This window comes from Rothia sp. BD8 (genome assembly GCF_044878465.1).
Lineage (GTDB): Bacteria > Actinomycetota > Actinomycetes > Actinomycetales > Micrococcaceae > Rothia > Rothia kristinae.
On sequence record NZ_JANJES010000002.1, the window covers coordinates 277,013 to 297,829 of the forward strand.

General features: G+C 73.9%; 19 protein-coding genes, 4 tRNA genes and 1 riboswitch. Of the genes, 10 read left to right on the top strand and 13 right to left on the bottom strand.

Annotation, left to right across the window (positions count from 1 at the left end):
* Nucleotides 1-57: 57 nt before the first annotated feature.
* From ribH to pnuC, 4 genes are all read right to left on the bottom strand, one after another.
* Nucleotides 58-543, bottom strand: a complete 486-nt coding sequence (gene ribH / locus NQ707_RS02880; RefSeq protein WP_058730307.1) for a 6,7-dimethyl-8-ribityllumazine synthase — start codon at nt 541-543, stop codon at nt 58-60.
* Nucleotides 540-2,534, bottom strand: coding sequence for a 3,4-dihydroxy-2-butanone-4-phosphate synthase (gene ribB / locus NQ707_RS02885; protein WP_404434672.1), 1,995 nt, complete (start codon nt 2,532-2,534; stop codon nt 540-542). The genes ribH and ribB overlap by 4 nt, the downstream gene beginning before the upstream one ends.
* 74 nt (nt 2,535-2,608) lie before the next feature.
* Nucleotides 2,609-3,712 (bottom strand): bifunctional diaminohydroxyphosphoribosylaminopyrimidine deaminase/5-amino-6-(5-phosphoribosylamino)uracil reductase RibD, encoded by a 1,104-nt coding sequence (gene ribD / locus NQ707_RS02890; RefSeq protein WP_263619084.1) that lies wholly within the window; start codon nt 3,710-3,712, stop codon nt 2,609-2,611.
* Nucleotides 3,709-4,446 (bottom strand): nicotinamide riboside transporter PnuC, encoded by a 738-nt coding sequence (gene pnuC, locus NQ707_RS02895; RefSeq protein ID WP_058730309.1) that lies wholly within the window; start codon nt 4,444-4,446, stop codon nt 3,709-3,711. The genes ribD and pnuC overlap by 4 nt, the downstream gene beginning before the upstream one ends.
* 148 nt (nt 4,447-4,594) lie before the next feature.
* A riboswitch (FMN riboswitch) is annotated at nt 4,595-4,733 on the bottom strand.
* Nucleotides 4,734-4,881: 148 nt separating this feature from the next.
* Here pnuC and NQ707_RS02900 point away from each other — a divergent pair.
* Nucleotides 4,882-5,820 carry an SDR family oxidoreductase gene (locus NQ707_RS02900; protein ID WP_404434675.1) on the top strand — a complete coding sequence of 313 codons (939 nt, stop codon included), beginning with the start codon at nt 4,882-4,884 and terminating at the stop codon, nt 5,818-5,820.
* Here NQ707_RS02900 and rpe read toward each other — a convergent pair.
* The 6 genes from rpe to NQ707_RS02930 all read right to left on the bottom strand — a co-directional run bounded on the left by rpe (nt 5,795) and on the right by NQ707_RS02930 (nt 10,892).
* A complete protein-coding gene (gene rpe / locus NQ707_RS02905; protein WP_064725244.1) occupies nt 5,795-6,496 on the bottom strand; it encodes a ribulose-phosphate 3-epimerase in 702 nt (233 codons plus the stop codon). The genes NQ707_RS02900 and rpe overlap by 26 nt on opposite strands.
* A 78-nt stretch (nt 6,497-6,574) precedes the next feature.
* Nucleotides 6,575-8,221, bottom strand: coding sequence for an RsmB/NOP family class I SAM-dependent RNA methyltransferase (locus NQ707_RS02910; RefSeq protein WP_058730311.1), 1,647 nt, complete (start codon nt 8,219-8,221; stop codon nt 6,575-6,577).
* A complete protein-coding gene (gene fmt, locus NQ707_RS02915; protein WP_058730312.1) occupies nt 8,218-9,153 on the bottom strand; it encodes a methionyl-tRNA formyltransferase in 936 nt (311 codons plus the stop codon). Before fmt ends, NQ707_RS02910 begins: the two co-directional genes overlap by 4 nt.
* Nucleotides 9,153-9,752 carry a peptide deformylase gene (gene def, locus NQ707_RS02920; protein WP_100463579.1) on the bottom strand — a complete coding sequence of 200 codons (600 nt, stop codon included), beginning with the start codon at nt 9,750-9,752 and terminating at the stop codon, nt 9,153-9,155. The genes fmt and def overlap by 1 nt, the downstream gene beginning before the upstream one ends.
* Complete coding sequence (locus tag NQ707_RS02925; protein WP_058730314.1) at nt 9,749-10,669, bottom strand: PD-(D/E)XK nuclease family protein; 921 nt, start codon at nt 10,667-10,669, stop codon at nt 9,749-9,751. Before NQ707_RS02925 ends, def begins: the two co-directional genes overlap by 4 nt.
* 151 nt (nt 10,670-10,820) lie before the next feature.
* Nucleotides 10,821-10,892: transfer RNA gene (locus tag NQ707_RS02930), tRNA-Val, on the bottom strand.
* A gap of 284 nt (nt 10,893-11,176) precedes the next feature.
* Here NQ707_RS02930 and NQ707_RS02935 point away from each other — a divergent pair.
* From NQ707_RS02935 to NQ707_RS02945, 3 genes are all read left to right on the top strand, one after another.
* A tRNA-Gly gene (locus NQ707_RS02935) sits at nt 11,177-11,249 on the top strand.
* A 56-nt stretch (nt 11,250-11,305) separates the two neighbouring features.
* A tRNA-Cys gene (locus NQ707_RS02940) sits at nt 11,306-11,376 on the top strand.
* Nucleotides 11,377-11,405: 29 nt separating this feature from the next.
* A tRNA-Val gene (locus NQ707_RS02945) sits at nt 11,406-11,477 on the top strand.
* Between the two features lie 133 nt (nt 11,478-11,610).
* On the opposite strand, the gene NQ707_RS02950 is transcribed toward NQ707_RS02945, so the two are convergent.
* Entirely contained in the window at nt 11,611-12,348 is a 738-nt protein-coding gene (locus NQ707_RS02950; RefSeq protein ID WP_058730315.1) for a TSUP family transporter, read from the bottom strand.
* 18 nt (nt 12,349-12,366) lie between these two features.
* Nucleotides 12,367-13,422, bottom strand: coding sequence for a cell division protein ZapE (gene zapE, locus NQ707_RS02955; RefSeq protein WP_058743680.1), 1,056 nt, complete (start codon nt 13,420-13,422; stop codon nt 12,367-12,369).
* 207 nt (nt 13,423-13,629) lie between these two features.
* Here zapE and ybaK point away from each other — a divergent pair, with 207 nt between their 5' ends.
* Nucleotides 13,630-14,121 (top strand): Cys-tRNA(Pro) deacylase, encoded by a 492-nt coding sequence (gene ybaK, locus NQ707_RS02960; RefSeq protein WP_058731812.1) that lies wholly within the window; start codon nt 13,630-13,632, stop codon nt 14,119-14,121.
* A 10-nt stretch (nt 14,122-14,131) separates the two neighbouring features.
* Here the strand turns inward: ybaK and NQ707_RS02965 are convergent, their stop codons facing one another.
* Nucleotides 14,132-15,385 carry an alpha/beta fold hydrolase gene (locus NQ707_RS02965; RefSeq protein ID WP_358293735.1) on the bottom strand — a complete coding sequence of 418 codons (1,254 nt, stop codon included), beginning with the start codon at nt 15,383-15,385 and terminating at the stop codon, nt 14,132-14,134.
* Nucleotides 15,386-15,470: 85 nt separating this feature from the next.
* Between NQ707_RS02965 and NQ707_RS02970 the strand changes: the two genes are divergently transcribed.
* The 5 genes from NQ707_RS02970 to NQ707_RS02990 all read left to right on the top strand — a co-directional run bounded on the left by NQ707_RS02970 (nt 15,471) and on the right by NQ707_RS02990 (nt 20,696).
* Entirely contained in the window at nt 15,471-15,989 is a 519-nt protein-coding gene (locus tag NQ707_RS02970) for a hypothetical protein (protein WP_100514587.1), read from the top strand.
* Nucleotides 15,982-16,446 carry a peptide-methionine (R)-S-oxide reductase MsrB gene (msrB, locus tag NQ707_RS02975; RefSeq protein ID WP_081101580.1) on the top strand — a complete coding sequence of 155 codons (465 nt, stop codon included), beginning with the start codon at nt 15,982-15,984 and terminating at the stop codon, nt 16,444-16,446. The genes NQ707_RS02970 and msrB overlap by 8 nt, the downstream gene beginning before the upstream one ends.
* Before the next feature lie 43 nt (nt 16,447-16,489).
* Nucleotides 16,490-17,776, top strand: a complete 1,287-nt coding sequence (locus NQ707_RS02980; RefSeq protein WP_099049727.1) for an HRDC domain-containing protein — start codon at nt 16,490-16,492, stop codon at nt 17,774-17,776.
* A 120-nt stretch (nt 17,777-17,896) separates the two neighbouring features.
* A complete protein-coding gene (locus tag NQ707_RS02985; protein WP_404434683.1) occupies nt 17,897-20,041 on the top strand; it encodes a 3-hydroxyacyl-CoA dehydrogenase NAD-binding domain-containing protein in 2,145 nt (714 codons plus the stop codon).
* Between the two features lie 112 nt (nt 20,042-20,153).
* On the top strand, nt 20,154-20,696 hold the full coding sequence (locus NQ707_RS02990) for a Rieske (2Fe-2S) protein (RefSeq protein WP_404434685.1): 543 nt from the start codon (nt 20,154-20,156) through the stop codon (nt 20,694-20,696).
* Nucleotides 20,697-20,817 lie beyond the last annotated feature (121 nt).

Here is a 20,817-nt window from a genome sequence, read left to right on the forward strand (position 1 = left end):
CACCCATCGGGCGGGGCCGGGACCCCTCCGGAGGGGCCGCGAGGGATCCGGGCGGGCTCAGTCCAGGTCGGCCAGGACCAGGGCGGTGCGCACCGCGGCGTCGGCGGCCTCCGCGCCCTTGTCCTCCCGGGAGCCCTCCAGCCCGGCCCGGTCCCGGGCCTGCTCCTCGTCATCGCAGGTCAGCAGGCCGAAGCCCACGGGGGTTCCGGTCTCCAGGGCCACCCGGGTCAGCCCGTCCGTGGCCGCGGAGCAGACGTAGTCGAAGTGCGGGGTGCCGCCGCGGATGACCACCCCCAGGGCGACGACGGCGTCGTGGGTGCGGGCCAGCCGGGCGGCGACCACCGACAGCTCGAAGGAGCCGGGCACCCGGACCACGGTGGGCTCGGGGACTCCGGCCTCGGCCAGGGTGCGGCGGGCCCCGGCCAGCAGGCCGCCCATGACCTCCTCGTGCCAGCTGGCCGCGACGATCCCGACGCGCAGGGTGCGCGCGCGGGGATCTCTCGGGGTGTTCGGGTCGCGTCGGGGTGCTCCGTGTCCGCTCATCGGGGTGTCCTCTCGGTCGTCATGGTCAGGTCCAGCAGGTGGCCCATGCGCTCCTTCTTGGTGCGCAGGTAGCGGGCGCTGTGCTCCTGCGGGGGGATCTCATCCGGCACCAGCTCGCGCACCGGGATGCCGGCGGCGCGCAGCCCGTCGGCCTTGGCGGGGTTGTTGGTCACCAGCCGGATCCCGGTGTGCAGGCCCAGGGCCCGCAGGATCGCGGCGGCCTCCTCCCAGGTGCGGGCATCGGCCGGGTGGCCCAGGGCCAGGTTGGCCTCCACGGTGTCCAGGCCCGCGTCCTGCAGGGCGTAGGCCCGCAGCTTCTCCCCCAGGCCGATGCCGCGGCCCTCATGCCCGCGCAGGTAGACCAGGGTGCCGCCGCGTGCGGCGAGCATCGCCAGCCCCTGGCGCAGCTGGGGTCCGCAGTCGCAGCGCAGCGAGCCCAGCACGTCCCCGGTCAGGCACTCCGAGTGCAGACGCACCAGCGGGGCGCCCGGGCCAGTGCGGGGTGTGCCGTCCGGGTGCACGGCGGTGGCGGACAGGTGCTCCACCCCGCCCGCCCCGGGCCAGGCGCGCACCGCGAACAGTCCGTGCTCGGTGGGCACCAGCACCGGCTCGGGCGCGGGAGGCGCGGTCGGGGCGGCGTCGAGGTGGGCGATCAGCTGCTCGATGGAGATCATCGGCAGTCCGTGCTCATCGGCGAAGGCCCGCAGGTCCGGGCTGCGGCGCATCGAGCCGTCCTCGTGCACCACCTCGGCGATCGCTGCGACCTCGGGCAGCCCGGCCAGGCGCATCAGCTCCACCGCGGCCTCGGTGTGCCCGGGACGGTCCCGGACCCCGCCGTCCACGGCCCGCAGCGGCAACACGTGCCCCGGGCGGGTGAGGTCCGCGGGGGTGCTCGCGGGGTCGGCGAGCACCCGCAGGGTGCGGGTCCGGTCCGCGGCGCTGATCCCGGTGGTGATCCCGGCGGCGGCGTCGCAGGTGACGGTGTAGGCGGTGCCCTTGGGGTCTTCGTTGCGCACGAGCATCGGCGGCAGCCCCAGGGCGTCGGCCCGCGCGGTACTCATCGGGGCGCAGACCACCCCGGAGGTGTGCCGGATCATGAAGCCCAGCCCCGCCGCATCCAGGGTCGCGGCCGCCCCGATCAGGTCGCCCTCGTTCTCCCGGTCCTCATCATCCACCACGACGACGAGCCCGCCGGTGCGCAGGGCGGACAGGGCCTCCTGGACCCGGTCCAGGCGCACCGGCTCGGCGGCGGCGTCGGGGTCGATCGCCGCGGGGGCGCGGTGCGGTGCGGCGGCCGACCCCGAGGCGACGGGGCGGTCCGGTGCGTCCGCCGCGGGGGTGTCGTCCTCGGGGGCGCTGTCGGCTCCCAGCAGCGCCCGCTCGAACTCCCGCGAGCGCAGCAGGTACTTGGCCACGGCGTCGGTCTCCAGGTTCACCGCATCCCCGATGCGCACGCCCCCGAGGGTCGTGGCGGTGCGGGTCGCGGGGATCAGGCCGACCTCGAACCAGGCGGGGGTGGTGCCGGCGGGGCTGGTGCGGGTCACGGTCAGGGAGACCCCGGCGACGGCGATCGAGCCCTTCTCCGCCAGCTGCGGGGCCAGACGCTCGGGGATGCCGATGCGCAGCACGGTCCAGGCGGGGTGCTCGGTGATCGCCATGACGCTCCCGGTGCCGTCCACGTGGCCCTGCACGATGTGCCCGTCGAAGCGCCCGCCGGCCGGCAGGCAGCGTTCCAGGTTGACCGCATCTCCCGGGGCGAGGCGGCCGATGGTGGTGCGCTGCAGCGTCTCGCCCATGACGTCGGCGAGGAAGACGCCCTCGCCGGCTCCGGGGTCGGGCACGGCGGTCAGGCACACGCCGTCCACGGCCAGGGAGCCGCCGTGCGGCAGGTCGCGGATGAGGTCTCCGGCGCGGAGGCGCAGCCGGGCGGCGTCGCCGGTGCGCTCCAGGGTCTCGACGGTGCCGAGGTGGTCGATGATTCCGGTGAACATGGGGTCCTCTCCGGCGCGTCGTCGGCGGCGCGCCCGTTCTCGAGGGGTGGGGGTCTCAGGTGGGTGAGGGGTGGTCAGGGCGCGGGCCGGGGCTGAGGTTCGCAGCGGGTGAGCACGTCGGGGCCGAGGATCTCGACGCCGCGCGCGGCGTCGGAGATGCCGGGTCCGGTGCGGTCGGTGCGCCAGCGCCGGGCCTCGCCCAGCCCGCCCACGCCCAGCGGGCCGATGGCGGGGGCGCCTTCCCCGAGGAGCAGGGGCGCGCGGTACCACCACAGCTCGTCCACGAGGTCCGCGGCGAGGAAGGCGGTGAGCAGGGTGGGCCCGCCTTCCAGCAGCACGTGCTCGACGCCGCGCTCGCGCAGCCGCCGCAGGGCCTCGACCGGGTCGCGGGTGTCCAGGCGCAGGGCTCCGCCGTCGCGGGTGAGGGCGGCGGTGTCCGGCAGGGTGCGGCGTCCCATGACCGCCCGCAGCGGCTGATGCGCCAGGGACGCGCCCGTCTCGTCCCGGGCGGTGAGCCGGGGGTCATCGGCCAGGGCGGTGCCGGTGCCCACCAGCACCGCGTCCACCCGGGCGCGCAGCCGGTGGGCGTGGGCGCGGGCCTCGGGCCCGGTGATCCACCGGCTGGTCCCATCGGCCGCGGCGACGAAGCCGTCGGCGGTGCTCGCGGTCTTGGCGGTCACGAAGGGACGGTCCTCGGCGCGGGCGCGGGTCCAGCGGTGGTTCAGCTCCCGCGCCTGCTCGGGCAGCACCCCGGTGATCACCTCGACGCCGGCCGCACACAGGCGGGCCGCTCCCCCGGCGCCGTCCCCGGTGGGATCCGGGGCGCCGATGATCACCCGGGTGACACCGGCGGCGAGGATCGCCTCGGTGCACGGGCCGGTGCGCCCGGTGTGATCGCACGGCTCCAGCGTCACGCACAGGGTCGCCCCGCGCGGGTCGGTTCCGGCGCGCCGAGCCGCGGCCAGCGCGTCCGGCTCGGCGTGGGCGGTGCCGGCCCCGCGGTGGTGGCCCACAGCCAGCACGGTGCCGTCCCGATCCGCGAGCACCGCCCCGACCAGCGGATTGGCCCCACGAGGTCCGCGGGCGGCCTCGGCCAGGGCGAGGCCCATCAGCCGCTCCTCCGCGCTCGACCCGGACGATCGCCCGCTCCCGGCACGGGCGTTCGGTGCCGGGCTCATCGGCGCTCGGTGGAGGACTCGGCGGGGGTCTCGGCTGCGCCGCCGGCCACCTCCACGGTGGGGTCCGGGAAGCGGGTCTCAACTCGCACCCGGTCTGCACGACGTCGGGTGCGCCACCAGACGAAGAAGCCGGTGAGGGTGAAGCAGCCGTAGAAGAGGTACATCAGCCCGGAGGCGTAGTACCCGGCGGAGAACAGCAGGGGCACCCCGACCACGTCCACGGCCACCCAGATCAGCCAGAACTCCACCCAGCCGCGGGCCATGCCCCAGGTGGCCAGCAGGGAGCCGACGAAGATCCAGGCGTCGGACCAGACCGGCTCGTAGGAGCCCAGGGCCCGGAACACCGGGGTCAGGGCGGCGGTGCCGCCGAAGAGCAGGACCACCAGCAGCACCCGCTCCCGGGTGCTGGCCCAGCGCGGGGTGACGGCGGCGCCGTCCTGCCCGCGGGCTGCCCGCCACTGCCACCAGCCGTAGACGGAGACGATGATGAACATGACCTGGCGCCCGGCCTGGCCGAGGATGTTCACGGGATTCGGGGAGCCGAACACGGCGCCGAGGAACACCGTGAACAGCAGCAGGTTGCCGATGATGCCCACCGGCCAGGCCCAGACCTTCCGGCGCATGCCGCCCAGGGCCGAGGCCAGGCCGAAGAGGTTGCCGATCACTTCGCGCCACAGGATGAACCCACCGCCGATGGTGAGCTGGGCGTCGAAGAGCCACCGCAGGAAGTCCATGTTCTCTCCTTCTCGAGGACCGCGGAGGCCCCGGGGAGAACACACGCGCGCCGAGCTGGCGGGTCTTGCGCCGGGTGCGTCGGCGGACGCCCCTGGACGGGACGACGGCGACACCCCGCGCGCACCCCGTTCAACGGGTCGCGGTGGGCTCGTGCACCTTCATCCAGACTGTGACTGTCGGTTCCGGAATTCCACCGGATCGGTCGGGATGGCCCCTGATCTCAGGGCCGTCCCGGTTCGCGGACTCTACCGCCGGTTCGGAGTTTCACCGACCCCCGGAGCACGATTGCGCCACCCACTATGCCACACCCTCCCGAAAGGCGTGCCGCAGGCCACGATGCGGCATCATCCGCGGACACCCGAGGAAACAATCCGTCGCACCGCACCGTTGCACCCAAGAGACCGCCACCTCACCGTCGATCCCGAGGAGCATCCATGAGCCATCACCCCGCCGATTCCGCCCGCAAAGCCGCCGCCGACCACCAGGATTCCCAGGAGCACCCCGACGCCCAGCCGGTGCGCGTGGGCATCACCGGGGCCACGGGACTGATCGGCGGCGGGGTCTCCCGCCTGCTGCAGGAGCGCGGGATCCCCCACCGCCTGCTGGTGCGCCGCCCCGAGGCCGTGCGGCAGCGGGTGGAGGACTCCGAGGGTCTGCTGGAGGCCGCCCGCGGGGACTTCGCCGACCCGGCAGGTCTGCGCGAGGCCATGACCGGGCTGGACACCGTGTTCATGGTCTCGATCACCGAGGCCGCGCACCGGGACGAGCAGCAGATCGACGCCGTCGCGGCCGCCTCCGCCGCCGGGGTGCGCCACCTGGTCTACCTGTCCTTCGCCCACCCGGGCCCGGAGGCCACCTTCACCTTCGCCCGCACCCACGGGATCACCGAGGCCGCGATCCGGGCCACCGGCATGCGCCACACGTTCCTGCGGGACAACTTCTACCTGGACGTGTTCGAGGACTTCGCCGGGCAGGACCGGGTGATCCGGGGGCCCGCCGGGACCGGGCGGGTCGCGGCGGTGGCCCGCACGGACGTCATCGACGCCGCCGCCGCGGTGCTCGCCGATCCGGGCGCCCACGAGGACCGCGCCTACACGCTCACCGGCCCGGAGGCGCTGACCATGACCGAGGCGGCCCGGATCATGTCCGAGGCCACGGGTGAGGACTACCGGTTTCAGGATGAGACCCTCGAGCAGGCCCGGGCCTCCCGCGCCGGATACGGAGCCCCGGAGTGGGAGCTGGAGGCCTGGATCTCCACCTACATCGCGATCGCCGCGGGTGAGCTCGCGGAGGTCACCGACGACGTCGAACGGCTCACCGGGCATCCCCCGCTGAGCCTGGAGCAGGTCATGAGCGGGCGGCGGATCGCCTGAGCGCTGCGATGGCCTCCGCCGGATCCTGCGCGCCGTAGACCGCGGAGCCGGCGACGAACACGTCCGCCCCGGCCTCGGCGGCCCGCGCGATGGTCTCCTCCGTGATCCCGCCGTCCACCTGCAGGGCCACCGGAACCTGCGAGCCGAGCAGGGCCTGCGCCGCCCGGCGGATCTTCGGCAGGGTCACCTCCAGGAAGGCCTGCCCGCCGAAGCCCGGCTCCACGGTCATCACCAGCAGCAGGTCCAGCTCCCCGCCGGCCAGCAGATCCAGGTACGGCTCCACCGGCGTGGCCGGTCGCAGGGCCATCCCGGCCTGCGCCCCGTTCGAACGCAGCTGCCGGGCCAGCTTGATCGGGGCGATCGCGGCCTCGGCGTGGAAGGTCACGGACTCGCAGCCGATCTCCGCGTAGCGCGGGGCCCAGCGGTCCGCGTCCTCGATCATCAGGTGCACGTCGAAGGGCACCGGGGAGACCTCCCGCAGCCGCTGCACCACCGGCGGACCCCACGTGAGGTTCGGGACGAAGTGGTTGTCCATGACGTCGATGTGCGCGGCGTCGGCGGTGGAGATCGCGGCCAGCTCCTCACCCAGCCGGGCGAAGTCCGCGGAGAGGATGGAGGGGTGGATGCGCAGGTGGGTCACGGCGGGTGCTCCTCGGGTCGTCGATGCCCGGCCCATTCTTCCAGGTCGGGCGGGTCGGCCTCAGCTCCGGCGCAGCAACCGCCCGATCAGACGCGGCGCAGCAGCCGCCGTTGATCAGATGCGGCGCAGCAGCGCCAGGAACATCGCGTCCGTGCCGTGCACGTGCGGCCACAGCTGCACCGTGGAGGCCCGGTCCTGACCCTCGGCCGGGGCGAGGTCCGGGGCCGTGAGCCCCGGGTCCTTCTCCCCGTCCAGGGCGTGCGGCAGGGCCGCGTCGCGGGTGATCGCCGCGGTGTCCAGCAGCTGCACCTGCCCGGTCTCCAGCAGGTCCGCCAGCACGTTCTGCGTCTCCGCGGCGTGCGGGGAGCAGGTCACGTAGGCGATGACTCCGCCGGGGCGGGTCACCTCGATCGCGGCCCGGCCCAGCTGGGTCTGCAGCTCCAGCAGCTCGGCCACGTCCGCGGGCTGCTTGCGCCAGCGCGCCTCGGGACGACGACGCAGCGCCCCCAAGCCGGTGCACGGGGCGTCCACGAGCACGCGGTCGAAGATCTCCCCGGACTCCCCGAAGGCCTCCACGGCCAGGGAGGTCTGCTCCGGCAGCTGCTCGGCATCGGCCAGGGTCTCCCGGATCCGCCGCCCGTCCCCGGTCAGCACCGCATACCGGGCGGGGTCCAGGGGCCGCAGGGAGGTGCGCACCAGCTCGGCCCGGTGCGGGGCCGACTCGTTGGCCACCAGCTCCGCGCCGCGCTGCTGGGCCAGGGCCCCCAGCAGCGCGGCCTTCCCGCCGGGACCGGCGCACAGGTCCAGCCAGCGCCCGTCCTCCCCCTCCAGGGGTGCGGCGGCCAGGGCGCGGGCCACCAGCTGGGAGCCGACGTCCTGGGCGCGCACAGTCCCCTCCCGCACGGTCTCCAGGCGGCCGATGTCCCCGTGCCGGTAGGTCGCGGCCCCCGGCACCAGGGTGCTCGCCTCGGCGCCGCTGCGCTCGGCCTCCTCCAGGGACCCCAGCCCGGGCAGGGCCACCAGGTGCACCACGGGGGCCGCGTTGTCCGCGGCCAGCAGCTGCTCGATCTCGGTGGGCACCCGGCCGTGGGCGGCCAGGGCCTGGCGCAGGGCCCGCACGATCCACACCGGGTGGGACCGCTCCAGGGCCAGCCGGCGGGTCTCATCCGTGAGATCCGCGGTCAGCTCGGTGAGCCACTGCTCCCGGGTCCTCTCGCTGACCCGGCGCAGCGCGGCGTTGACCATCCCGGCCGGGCCCGCCCCGACGACGGCGCGGGTCAGACCCACGGTCTCGTTGATCGCGGCGTGGGCGGCGGTGCGCATGCCCAGCAGCTGGTGGGCGCCCAGGCGCAGCACGGTCAGCACCTTCGCGTCCAGGCGCGCCAGGGGCCGGTCCACGCACCGGGAGAGGATCGCATCGTAGAGCCCCTGCTCGCGCAGGGTGCCGTAGGTCAGCTCCGTGGCCCAGGCGGCGTCGCGCTGATCCAAGCGGTGGCGCCGGATGGCCCGGGGCAGCACGAGGTTGGCGTAGGCGTCCTCGGTCTGCACGGCCTGCAGGGTCTCGAAGGCGACCAGGCGCGCCGGGTCCCCGGTGCGACGCCGCTGGCTGGGGGCGGTGCGGGAGAAGTCCCGCTGCGGGCCTGCCCCGCGGTGGCGCTGGCGCCCCTTGGCGTTGCGCCGCTCCCCCGGGCGGGCCTGCCCACCGCGTCCGGGCCCGGAGCCCGCGTTCCCGCCGCGTCCGCGGCCCTGCTGTGCACTCATGCGAACTCCACGCTCCCCTCATCCAGCCGTGCGGATCCGCGCGCCCAGTCGGGCGCGGCCATCATCTTCCTGCCCGCGGGCTGGATCCTGCCCAGCCGCAGATCCCCGTCCCCGGCGCTGACCAGCACGTCCCGGCCCTCCAGGCGCACGGTGCCGGGGCGGTGCCCCGACGAGGCGCCGACAGGCACGAGTCCCGCGACCTTGACCCGCTGTCCCTCCAGCGTGGTCCACGCCCCGGGCTCCGGGGTGGTGCCGCGCACCAGGGCGGCCACCTGCTCGGCCGGGGCCTGCCAGTCGATGCGGGCCTGCTCGGCGGTGAGCTTGGCCGCGGTGATGGGCTCCCCCTCCTGCGGGGTGGGGCGGTCGGTGCCCTCGGCGATCTCCCCGAGGGTGCGCGCCAGCAGCGGCCCGCCCGCCGCGGAGAGCCGCTCGAGCATGGTCCCGGCGTCGTCCTCCGGGCCCACCGGCTCGGTGAGGCGGTGGTAGACGGGACCGGTGTCCAGGCCCCGCTCGATCCGGAAGGTGCAGGCGGTCAGCTCCCGCTCCCCGGCCATCAGGGCCCGCTGCACCGGGGCGGCCCCGCGCCAGCGCGGCAGGTCCGAGTAGTGCAGGTTGATCCACCCCTTCGGCACGGCCTCCAGGGCGCGCTCAGGCAGGATCGCCCCGTAGGCGACCACGGCCGCGGCCTCGGGGGCCAGGGCGGTCACCGCGGCGTGCGCGGCGTCGTCGTAGCGGTTGGCCCGGATCACCGGCAGGCCCAGCTCCTCGGCGCGGGCGGCCACCGGGGATGGGGTGAGCACGCGCTTGCGCCCCACCGGGGCATCCTCCCGGGTGAGCACCCCCACGACCTCGATCCGCCCGGTGGCATCGGCCAGCAGGGCCTCCAGGGGGGCGACGGCAGTGGCCGGGGTTCCGGCGTAGAGCACGCGCATCAGCGGCCACCCCCGAAGGAGGCGCCGGGTGCGACGGAGGCCCCGGCCCCGAAGGTGGAGGAGACCCGGCCGGAGCGCTGGCCGGTGACCGCCTGGGAGCGGTTCCAGAAGTCCCGGTCCCGCAGCTGGCGCATGATCCGGCGGCGGTCCTCCCCGCGCACCCGATCCACGTACAGGGTGCCGTCCAGGTGGTCGGTCTCGTGCTGCAGGCACCGGGCCAGCAGTCCCTCCCCGGCCACGTCCACGGGTCGCCCGTGCACGTCGGTGCCGGTGACCCGCGCCCAGCGGGCCCGCGGGGTCTCGGCGGACAGCCCCGGCACGGACAGGCAGCCCTCCCCACCCTCCTGGGGGTCCTCGGAGACCTCCAGGACGGGGTTCAGCACGTGCCCGACGGGACCGCCCGGGCCCTCCAGGCCCCAGACGAACAAGCGCAGCTCCACGCCGACCTGCGGGGCGGCCAGGCCGACCCCGCCGACGTCGAACATGGTCTCGAGCATGTCCTCGATGAGCTTGGCCAGCTCGGCGTCGGGGGTCCCGACGGGGCGGCAGGCGGTGCGCAGCACGGGATCTCCGATGGTGCGCACGGGGAGGATGGTCATGAGGCCCTCCTGGTGGTCGTGGGATCGGCGGTCTCGGGTGACGGCGTCGCGGCGGGCTCCCGGCGCGGCGGGGGCACGACGGCCATCAGCGGCGGCAGGGCGGCCTCGCGGGTCAGTTGGGCGAGCTCGTGGTGGTGCTGCCACACGCGGCGCAGCGCGCAGAAGGAGCGCCAGTGGTGGCGCAGCAGCTCCGGGTTGGCCTGCTGGGCCCGGACCTCGGTCTCCCCCAGGGCCACCCCCAGCAGCACCGGCGCGTCGCCGTAGGCCCACGGCTCCCAGGTGCCGGCGGCGGGATCCACCAGGGACTCCTCGGCCTTGACCCCGGCCACCAGCTGCATGATGACCTTCTCGTCCAGGGGCTTGACGCGGCCCTTGCGGTCGGTGCCCTTGGTCTTGTAATCGATGATGCACACCCGCCCGCCGATCCGGGCGACCAGATCCAGGGTCCCGGCGTAGCCGACGGTCCGGTTCCACACGGTGATCTCCGGGGCCAGCGGCTCCGGGCGGTAGGCCTCCCACCATTCGTCGAAGCGATCAGCCCAGGCGGTCTCCTGATGCAGCATCAGCGCCTCCCGGGCGCCGTCGACGTCGTGCTCCCGGCCCATGGCCCGCAGGGCGACGGCCTCGCAGTAGGCGTGCACGCGATCCCCGCGGGCGGCGGCCTGGTCCCGGTAGCGCTCGGCGGCCAGGGCGGCGTCGCGGATGACGGCGTGGCGCAGCCCCGCCGAGCGCCCGGCGCGCAGTGCCCGGTCATCCTCCAGCACGGCCTTGGCCGCCATGTACCCGTGCCAGCCGCCCAGGTCCGTGGCCTGCTGGCCGATGACCGTGGTGATCGAGGGGACCTCGGGCTCGCCGCCGTCCGCGCGGGCGTACATGCGACCGTGCTCGGTCTGCGTGGCGAGCCGGGGCTGGGTCATGGAAGGGGTGCTCCTGGGCAGGGGACGGAAGGGTCGCCGCCGGATGGCGCGGCACGCACCGGGCGCGACGCCGGGCAGCGTGAACGGAAAAGGCCCCCGCCGGAATCGGTTCCGGCGGGGGCCTTCGCGGCTCCGGCGGGGAGCCTGTTCGTGCGCGATGCTGGGTTCGAACCAGCGACCTCTTCGGTGTGAACGAAGCGCGCTACCACTGCGCCAATCGCGCTCGGCACTCCCAGAACTATACACACCGGGTCGAGGGCCCGCAAATCCGGAGATCCCCTTCTTCACATGGCGTATCCCACAGTGAGGCGTCGGCGGTCAGGGCCCCTGACCGCGGCCCGTCGAGGCGGCGCGATCCGCGGAATTCCGGGGCGGACGCGGGGTTCGACCGGCGCCGGGGCCTCGATTTTGCATCTCCGCGCCGGGTGTGTAGAGTATTCACCTGTCAGCGCGACGGACTCCCCCGGAGGACGGCGAGCCGCACGAATATGAGCGGCAGGCAGACATGCGGTTGTAGCTCAGTTGGTAGAGCACCACCTTGCCAAGGTGGATGTCGCGAGTTCAAGTCTCGTCAACCGCTCGGATACCGCTCCGCTTCGCGTGGAGCACGGACCCCTAAGTCCCCGACCGGACGATGGTGAGGTGGTCGAGTGGTTAGGCAGCGGCCTGCAAAGCCGTGTACGCGGGTTCGAATCCCGTCCTCACCTCGCAGATCATGACGCTGTTCATGCTTCTCGCGCGATTGGCGCAGCGGTAGCGCGCTTCCCTGACACGGAAGAGGTCACTGGTTCGATCCCAGTATCGCGCACGTTTCAAGGAGAAAGCCCCGGATCCCCTCCAGGATCCGGGGCTTTCTCCGTCTCCGCGCCCGCTGGCCTCCCCCGGCGCACTCCTCGCGTGGCCACCCCTCACGAGTTGCCCGTGCTGCTCCGGCGTCCGCCTCAGATCAGGCCCGCCACGCCCCGGACCACGGCCAGCACGGCACCGGCCCCGGCCAGCAGCAGGGACAGCGTGCGCGCCGCCGACGCCGCGATGACCCTGCCCAGCCGGGCGCCCAGCGGCAGCCCGACCAGGACGGCCGCGGCGATCCCGAGGAACAGCCACGCGGAGGGCAGATGCGCCGGGTGGGCCGCCCCGAGGAGCAGCTTCGCCCCCACGGAGGTCACGGCCAGGCTCATGAACAGCGGCTGCGTGGTCGCGGCGTAGGCCCGCTGATCCCAGCCGGTGATCCGCGCGAACAGCACGACGGCGGGGGCCGCCACCCCGGCGGTGACGTTGAGCAGCCCCGCCGCGATTCCAGCGGCGACCCCCGCCCCGGGGCCGCGCCTCCTGCGCGGGGCCGCCGAGGTGAGGATCACCGCCATCGCCAGCAGCACGACCCCGCCGACCACCACCTGGAGCACGGCGGCCGGCAGGGCTCGGACCAGCAGCGCCCCGGGCACCGTGCCCACCAGGGACCACGCAAACAGGCGGGCCCAGGTGGCCCAGTCCGCCTCCCGGCGCATCGCCACGGTCAGCATCGTCGCGGAGACGAAGGTGGTCATGTTCGTCAGCAGCACCCCGTCCGCCCCGCCCAGCAGCAGCGCGAACACGGGGGCGACCAGCAGGCCCACCCCGGTGCCGCAGATGCGCTGCAGCACGGTGCCCACCAGCACGGCGGGCAGCACCAGCCAGGCCACGGATCCGACCCGAGCCGCTCAAGCGGTCCCGGGGGTGCCGCCCTCGCGGGCCAGCGCCGTGAGGCGGGAGACCGCCCGGTAGTACTTCTTCTGGTAGCCCCCGGCCATCATCTCCTCGGTGAAGACCCGGTCGAAGGGCACCCCGGATGAGACGATCGGCAGGTCCTTGTCGTAGAGGCGATCGGCCAGGACCACGAAGCGCAGGGCCACCGCCTGGGCCGTGATGGTCTGCACCCCGCGCCAGGCGATCCCATCCAGCCCGTCGATCATCTGCCGGTAGCGGCTGGGATGGACCTGGGACAGGTGCTCGATCAGGGCGGAGAAGTCGTCCACGGCCACCGTCTGCTCCGGCTCGAAGGCCGCGGCGACGGCGTCGTCGAACCCGGCTGCCTCCACCGGCTGGGGCGCTTCGGGCAGGCCGCGGTGCCGGTAGTCCTCGCCGTCGATGCGGATGACCTCGAACTGGTCCGCCAGCACCTGGATCTCCCGCTGGAAGTCCGCGGCGGCGAAGCGGCCCTCCCCGAGGGATCCGGGCAGGGTGTTGGAGGTCGCGGCCAGCTTCACCCCGGCGTCGGACAGCTCCCGCATCAGCCGGGACATCAGGACGGTGTCCCCGGGGTCGTCCAGCTCGAACTCGTCGATGCACACCAGGGTGTAGCCGCTGAGCGCCTCGACGGTCTTGCGGAAGGTCAGGGCCCCCACCAGGTTGGTGTACTCCACGAAGGTGCCGAAGGCCGCGGGCCCCGGCACGGCGTGGAACAGGGAGGCCAGCAGGTGGGTCTTGCCGACGCCGAAGCCGCCGTCCAGGTAGATCCCGGCCTTGCCGGCCGCACCCTTGCCGCCGCGCCCGAACAGCTTCCCGAACAGCCCCCCGCCCCCACCGCCGCCGCGGCCGACGCCGCGGGCGAAGTCGCGCAGGGCCTGGACCGCGGCGGCCTGCGAGGGCTGGTCGGGGTCCGGGATGTAGGTGTCGAAGGAGACCTCGCCGAAGCGCTCGGAGGGCCGGAAGCCCTCCAGAAGCTGCTCGGCGGAGACGCGGGGGCGGCGGTCGGTCAGGTGGACGGTCTCAGGCACCGGACTCCTCGGGGGACGGGGGATAGCTGCGGATAGGGGCGGGCGCGCCGCGGGTGTGCGGATCGCCACGCCGAGTCTATCCCCTGCCCGTGCCTACAGTGGTGCCGACGGCGTCCGGACCGGACCCGTTCCCGCGGGATCGGTCCGGGCCCGGCACTGCGCATCCAGAGCATCGTCCCCGATTCCGGGAGAAAGGCAGCGGTTCCCATGGCCAAGAAGAAGCAACAGCACGGGGCGACGGCGGCGGTGCGCGCCCTGACCGAGGCGGGGGTGGCGTTCACCGAGCTGCCCTACGAGCACGAGGAGGGCGCGGGCTTCGGCGCGGAGGCCGCGGCCAAGCTGGGCCGGGACCCGGGCCAGGTGTACAAGACCCTGATGATCACCCACGACGGCCAGTTCGCCCTCGGGGTGGTGCCCGTGGCGGGGAAGCTGGACATGAAGGCGGCCGCGGCGGCGATGGGCTGGAAGTCCGCGAGCATGGCGGATCCGGCGGTGGCGCAGAAGCGCAGCGGATACGTGGTCGGCGGGATCTCGCCGCTGGGCCAGAAGACCCCGGTCACGGTGCTGCTGGACTCAGGGGCCCAGGCCTTCGAGACCGTGCTGGTCTCCGGGGGCAAGCGCGGCTTCGACGTTGAGCTGGCCCCGGCGGACCTGCTGGCGGTCACCGGCGGGCGCTACGCGCCCATCGCCCAGGGCTGAGCCGCGCCCCTCACCCCAGCTGGGCCGGCAGCCACTCCAGGACGGCGGCCTCCCAGCGGGCCGGGTCCACGTTCCACTCCTTGGTGTGCCGGGCCTTCTGGAACGGCACGAGCGTGACCCGCGGGCTGCGCTCGGCCAGCTCCATCGACGCCGAAGCCGGCACATACTCGTCGTCCACGGAGTGCAGGATCAGCGTCGGCACGCGCAGCTCGGCGCTGCGGGTGATCCAGTCCAGATCCGTCAGCCGGATGGGGTGGTCCAGCCCCGTCATGAGGGTGGCCCGCTGGGCGCTGAGCAGATCGGCCACCAGCTGGCCCAGGCGCAGGGGCAGGCGGTACTGCCGGGTGTGGAAGCGGATCAGCTCGAACCAGTCCACCACCGGCCCGTCCAGGACCAGCGCCCGGATCCGCTCGGCGTCCGGGGACTTGTCCGCGGTCTGCAGCGCGATCGCCCCGCCCATGGACCAGCCGAACAGCACGAGGTCCCGGGCCCCGTGGGCCAGGGCGTATTCGACGGCCACCTGCACGTCCTGCCACTCCGTGAAGCCCAGGCCGTAGCGGCCGTCGGCGGAGGCCGGGGCGTCGGAGTCGTTGCGGTAGGTCACGTGCAGGCTGGTCAGGCCCAGCCGCTGGGTGGTGGCCAGAGCACGCAGGGTCTCCTGACGGCTGGCCCCGCGCCCGTGCACCATGATCGCCCAGGTCTGCCCGGAGGAGCCGGCGGGGGCGGGGACCAGCCAGGCCGGGGCCTCCCCGACCGGCAGGTCCAGGGTCACCTCCTCGAACGGGTACCCGGCGTCGGCCGGATCCCGCCAGATGGCCCCGGACCAGCGGACCTTCTTCGCCGCCCCGAGATCCCCCGACTCCACGTGCTCCACGGCCCGCACCACCGTGCCCAGCTTGGGCGAGTAGGAGAAGATCTCCCCGAGACGGGCCTGCGAGCGCCCGCCGTCGAAGGAGATCTGGTACCGCCCGGGGACCAGGGTCTCCGCGTTCGCCGGCAGCGTGACGCTGGTGGGTGTTCTGCCCTCCTCCGGGTCGGGGGTGTCGAAGCCGACGCCGAGGATCGGCAGCACCTCGCTGCTGGTCGGCGTCGGCGGGGTCACGGCCATGCGGGCGTAGTAGCCGGCGATGCCGGCCGCGGCGGTGGCGCCGAGACCCGTCAGGGCGCCACCGGCGATCAGGCCGGTGCGCAGGCCGGCCCGCCAGGACCGGGAGCCCAGGGCTCGGCGCAGGCCGGTGTGCGGGGTCGACGCGGTGCTCGTCATGGCTCTCCTCTCCCGCCCGCCGGGGACGCGGGCGCGGACTCCCCCATCATCGCCGATCCCGCGGGGAGATCGGTAGGCTGTGCCCATGAGCACAGTACTGGTGGTGACCGAGAAGACCCTCGGCGAGCAGGAGATCGAGAACATCCGCATCGCGGGCGGCGCGGCGGCCGACCCGCGCGGGGACGCGGATCCGGGACGCCCCGCCCCGACGGTGCGCCTGCTGGTCCCGGCCCAGCTGCGCCAGCCGCAGTGGATGGAATTCCTGGACCGTCTCACGCTGTTGCAGTTCAGTGAGGCCGCGGACGTGTTCTCCTCCTCGGAGAAGGGCCCGCAGACCCTGGAGGCCGAGGCCCAGGAGATCCTGGATACCTCCCTCGAGGTGCTGCGCGGCGCGGGACTGACCGCCTCGGGACGCACCAGCACGGGCGACCCGGTGGAGGCCATGGCCGAGGAGATCCGGGATGGCGCCACCCAGGCGCTGATCATCACGGATCCGCACCCGGTGCAGGACACGTTCAACATCGGCTGGTCCAACACCGCGGAGAAGACCCTGGGGGTGCCCGTGCTGCACCTGTACTGGGGCACAGGACATGTGGATGACTGAGCAGCAGAACCAGCAGAACAGCCCCTTCGACCGTCGGGCCCCCGGGCCGCTGGGTGATCCCGGGCGGCGCACGGAGGCGGACTGGCGGGAGATCCTCTCCCCCGAGGAGTACGCTGTGCTGCGCGAGGCCGGCACCGAACGTCCCTTCACGGGCCGCTACTGGGACGAGTTCTCGCCCGGAACCTATTCGTGCCGGGCCTGCGGGGCGCAGCTGTTCTCCGCCCAGACCAAGTTCGACGCCCGCTGCGGCTGGCCCTCCTTCTTCGCGCCCCTGGCCGAGGACCGGGTCCGCTACATCCGGGACTCCTCCCTGGGGATGGAGCGGATCGAGGTGCGCTGCGCGGCCTGCGATTCTCACCTGGGTCACGTCTTCGAGGGCGAGGGTCTGGGCACGCCGACGGATCTGCGCTACTGCATGAACTCGGTGAGCCTGGACTTCACCCCGGAGCAGGCCTGATCCCCACGCGCTGGCGCGCGGGGGCACCTACACTGGGATGGTCATGAGCGAAGCCACCGCCTCCGTCCCCTCCGCCTCCTCCCCCGCGACCCCCGATCCCGGGCAGCTGGGTCTGGATCCCACCCTGAGCATCCCGGAGGTGGTTCCCCTCGACAGCCCGCACGACGGGGTGCCGCGGGTCATCGACACCCCCGAGGGGCTGGCCCGCGCCGCCCGGATGCTGACGGAGGCCACCGGTCCGGTGGCCATCGACACGGAGCGGGCTTCCGGCATCCGCTACGGTCAGCGCCCCTTCCTCGTCCAGCTCAAGCGCGGGGACTCCCCCATCCTGCTCGTGGATCCGGAGGCCTTCCCGGATCTCCTCCCGCTGCAGGAGGCCCTGCGCGGGGTCGAGTGGATCATCCACGCCGCGACCCAGGATCTGCCGAGTCTGCGCCAGGTCGGGATGGCCCCGGATGCGCTGTTCGACACGGAGCTGGCCGGGCGCCTGCTCGGTTACGCGCATGTGGGGCTGGGGGCGATGACGGAGGATCTGCTGGGCTACCACCTGGCCAAGGAGCACTCGGCCGCGGATTGGTCCACCCGCCCCCTGCCGGAGTCCTGGCTGGTCTACGCCGCCCTGGATGTGGAGCTGCTGGCGGATCTGCGCGAGGCCGTCATCGCGCAGCTTGATACCCAGGGCAAGCTGGAGTGGGCCCGCCAGGAGTTCGCCCACGAGATCGAGCAGGCCGCCCACCCGGCCCCGGCGAAGGATCCGTGGCGCCGGACCAAGGGGCTGCGTCAGCTGCGCACCCGCCGTCAGCTCACCGCCCTGCGCAACCTGTGGACGGAGCGGGAGAAGCTGGCCGAGGCCAAGGACATCGCCCCCAAGCGCCTGATGAAGGATTCGGTGCTGATCGCGGGGGCCAAGGCCATGCCACGCTCGGTGCCCGCGCTGGTGCAGATCCCCGGCTTCCACACCAAGCTGATCAAGCGCGAAGCCGTGCGCTGGGTGAGCGCGATCCGGGAGGCCGCCCAGGATCCGGACCCGGTGCCGATGACGGTGCCCTCGGACACCCCGCCGCCGATCAAGGCCTGGGAGCCCAAGCGGCCCCGCTCCCTCGCCCTGCTCACCGCCTCCCGTGCCCGCCTGGCGGAGCTGGCCGAGCAGACCGGCACCCCGGTGGAGAACCTGCTGACCCCGGATCACCTGCGGCGGCTGTGCTGGGACCACGCCCAGGAGGATCCCGGCCAGCTGGGGGCGCAGCTCGAGCAGCTGGGGGCCCGGCCGTGGCAGATCCAGCTGTGCGCGGCGCCGCTGGCCGAGGTCTGGGCGGACACCCCGGCCTAAGGCGGATCGGCCTCCGCGGGGCCCATCCGCGGCGTCATGCGATACCGCCCGTACCGATTACCTCGTGACGCGTCTTACAGCTAGGCTGGTGGGGAATCCGACACAACGAGAGGATGCCCCGTGTCCACCACCCCCACCACGGACCACACCCCCCTGACCGAGCACTGCGGCGACGAGGTCGTCACCCAGGTGCGCCGGGAGATCCTGGATCTGCCCGGAACGGACGGCAAGGTCGCCGTCCTGACCCTGCACAACGACGCCGACAAGCGCCCGGAGACCCTCGGGCCGCGATCCATCGACGCCCTGCTGGAGGCGGTCAGCGAGGTCCGGGAGCTGGCCGAGGAGGGCCGGGTGCAGGCCGTCATGATCGAGGGCACCGCCCCGACCTTCGCCGCCGGGGTGGACCTGTCCCTGGTGCGCGATCTGCGCGGAACCGACGCGCCCCTGGAGATGATCGGGTCCATGGGCCACGAGTTCGTCGAGGCGATCCGCGAGCTGTCCGTGCCGACCCTCGCCCGGGTCACCGGCACCGCCCTGGGCGGCGGCCTGGAGCTGGCCCTGGCCGCGGACTACCGGATCGGGCACCCCGGAACCCGCAACATCGGCCTGCCCGAGATCCGCCTGGGCCTGTTCCCCGGCTGGGCCGGGATCTTCGATCTGCCCCGCCTGATCGGCCCGGAGCAGGCGGTGACCGTGATCTTCGAGAACCCGCTGAACAGCAACCGCACCCTGACATCGGAGCAGGCCCGCGAGGCCGGGATCCTCGACGCCCTGACCGAGGCCGGCGCCGACGACGATGCCGCCCGCCCCGAGGCCCTGGCCTGGTTCGGCGAGGTGGTGACCGGGCGCACCGAGGTGCACCGCCCGGAGGCCGTCGATCCCGACGCCGCCCTGTTCGCCGCGGACACCGGCGCGCAGGATGACCCCGCGCTGCGCGAACGCTGGGAGCAGGCCGTGACCCGGGCCCGCCAGGTGGTGGCCCGCAAGACCGCCGGCGCCTCGGATGCGGCGAACACCGCCCTGGAGCTGTTCGCGGCCGGGCCCCAGCAGACCCGCGCGGACTCCCGGGCCGCGCAGATCGAGGCGATGGGCGAGCTGGTGGCCCGGGATCAGCTGCCCTCGGCCCTGTACGCGATGCTGGATCTGGTCACCCACCGGGCCAAGCACCCCTCGATGGTGCCCCCGAGCACCGAGCCGCGGCGGATCGGCCGGGTCGGCGTCGTCGGCGCGGGGCTGATGGCCTCGCAGCTGGCCCTGCTGTTCCTGACCCGCCTGCAGGTTCCGGTGATGATCTCCGATGTGGAGCGCTCCCGGGTGGATCACGGCCTGGAGACCATCCGCGGGGAGCTGGACAAGCTCGTGGCCAAGGGCCGGCTCAGCGAGGAGCAGGCCGGGCAGCTGGGCGAGCTGGTCTCCGGCACGGTGGACACGTCCGATTACGCCGACTGCGACCTGGTGATTGAGGCCGTGTTCGAGGAGACCTCCGTGAAGAAGGAGGTCTTCGCGAACCTGGAGCGCAGCGTGGGCGAGGACTGCATCCTGGCCACCAACACCTCCTCCCTGCTGGTCTCGGAGATGGTCGAGGACCTGGCGCACCCGGAGCGGGTCATCGGCTTCCACTTCTTCAACCCGGTGGCCGTGATGCCGCTGGTGGAGATCGTGCGCACCGAGCACACCGACGATCAGGCCGTGGCCACCGCCTTCGACCTGGCCCAGCGCCTGGGCAAGGTGGCCGTGGGCGCCCGGGACTCCTCCGGGTTCATCGTCAACCGCATCCTGGGCGTGGTGCTCTCCGAGGTGGGCCGGGACCTGGACGAAGGCGCCCCGGCGCAGCGGATCTCCGAGGCCCTGCGGTCCCTGGGCCTGCCCATGGACGCCTTCACCCTGATCGACCTGGTCGGCCTGCCCATCGGGGTGCACCTGCTGGAGTCCCTGCGCACCTACCAGGGTGAGCGCTTCCACGTCTCGGGCAACTTCCGCCGGCTCGCCGAGTCGAAGATCCGGCCCATCGCGGACCGCTCCGGCGGGCTGACCCCGCAGGCCCAGGAGCTGATCGAGGCCGAGGGCGAGGGGAAGGACGCTGAGACGATCCGCACGGACGCCGAAGAAGCCCTGGCCCGGGAGATCACTCGTATGCTGGAGGAAGGCGTGGTCCCGGATCGGGCGGACATCGACCTGGCCATGATCCTCGGCGCCAACTGGCCCTTCTTCAACGGCGGCATCACCCGCTACCTGGACCGGGTGGGCGCCTTCGACCGGATCTGAGGCACCGGCTCCCGCGAGGATTCCGCACGGGGCCTTCCGCACCGTCCCCGGGGCGCCGCGCCGCACACACAGCGACCGCGATGACCCAGCGACGATGAGGAAGGCCCCTGCCATGCCCGCCGAGAACCCCCGCCCCCGCCCCGAGGACGCCGCCGAGAACGCCGCCCGCGCGGAGGCCGCCCCCGGCTGCGCCTGCGGCCACACCGATTCAGCCCCCGCCTGCGGATCCGACGGAGGAGTCCGCACGACCACGCGGCGTCGGGCCCTGGCCGGTGCCGGGGCCGCGGCCGGGGCCGCCGTGCTGCTGGCCGCCTGCGGTGACGGCAAGGACTCCGCGACGGATGCGGAGACCATCGCCGAGCCCCTGGACCTCGCCGGCACCGACGAGGTCTCGGAGGGCGGGTCCGTGCAGAAGGCGAAGGACGGCACGACCGTGCTGCTGACCCAGCCGAGCAAGGGCGAGTTCAAGGCGTTCTCCACCGTGTGCCCGCACCAGGGCTGCACCGTGAACGCCGACGGCGCCCAGCTGACCTGCCCGTGCCACCACTCCGTGTTCTCCATCGAAGACGGCTCCGTGCAGGCCGGGCCCGCCCAGAAGCCGCTGCCCGAGTTCACCGCGCAGGTCAAGAACGGGCGGATCATCGTCAGCAGCTGACCCCCCCCCGCGCACAGGGGACGGAGACGAGGGGCGGCCGCCCCCCCCCCGGGGCGGGGGGGGCCGGGGGGCCCGGGGGGGGGGGGGCCGGGGGCCGCGCCGGCGGGGCGCGGGGCGGAGC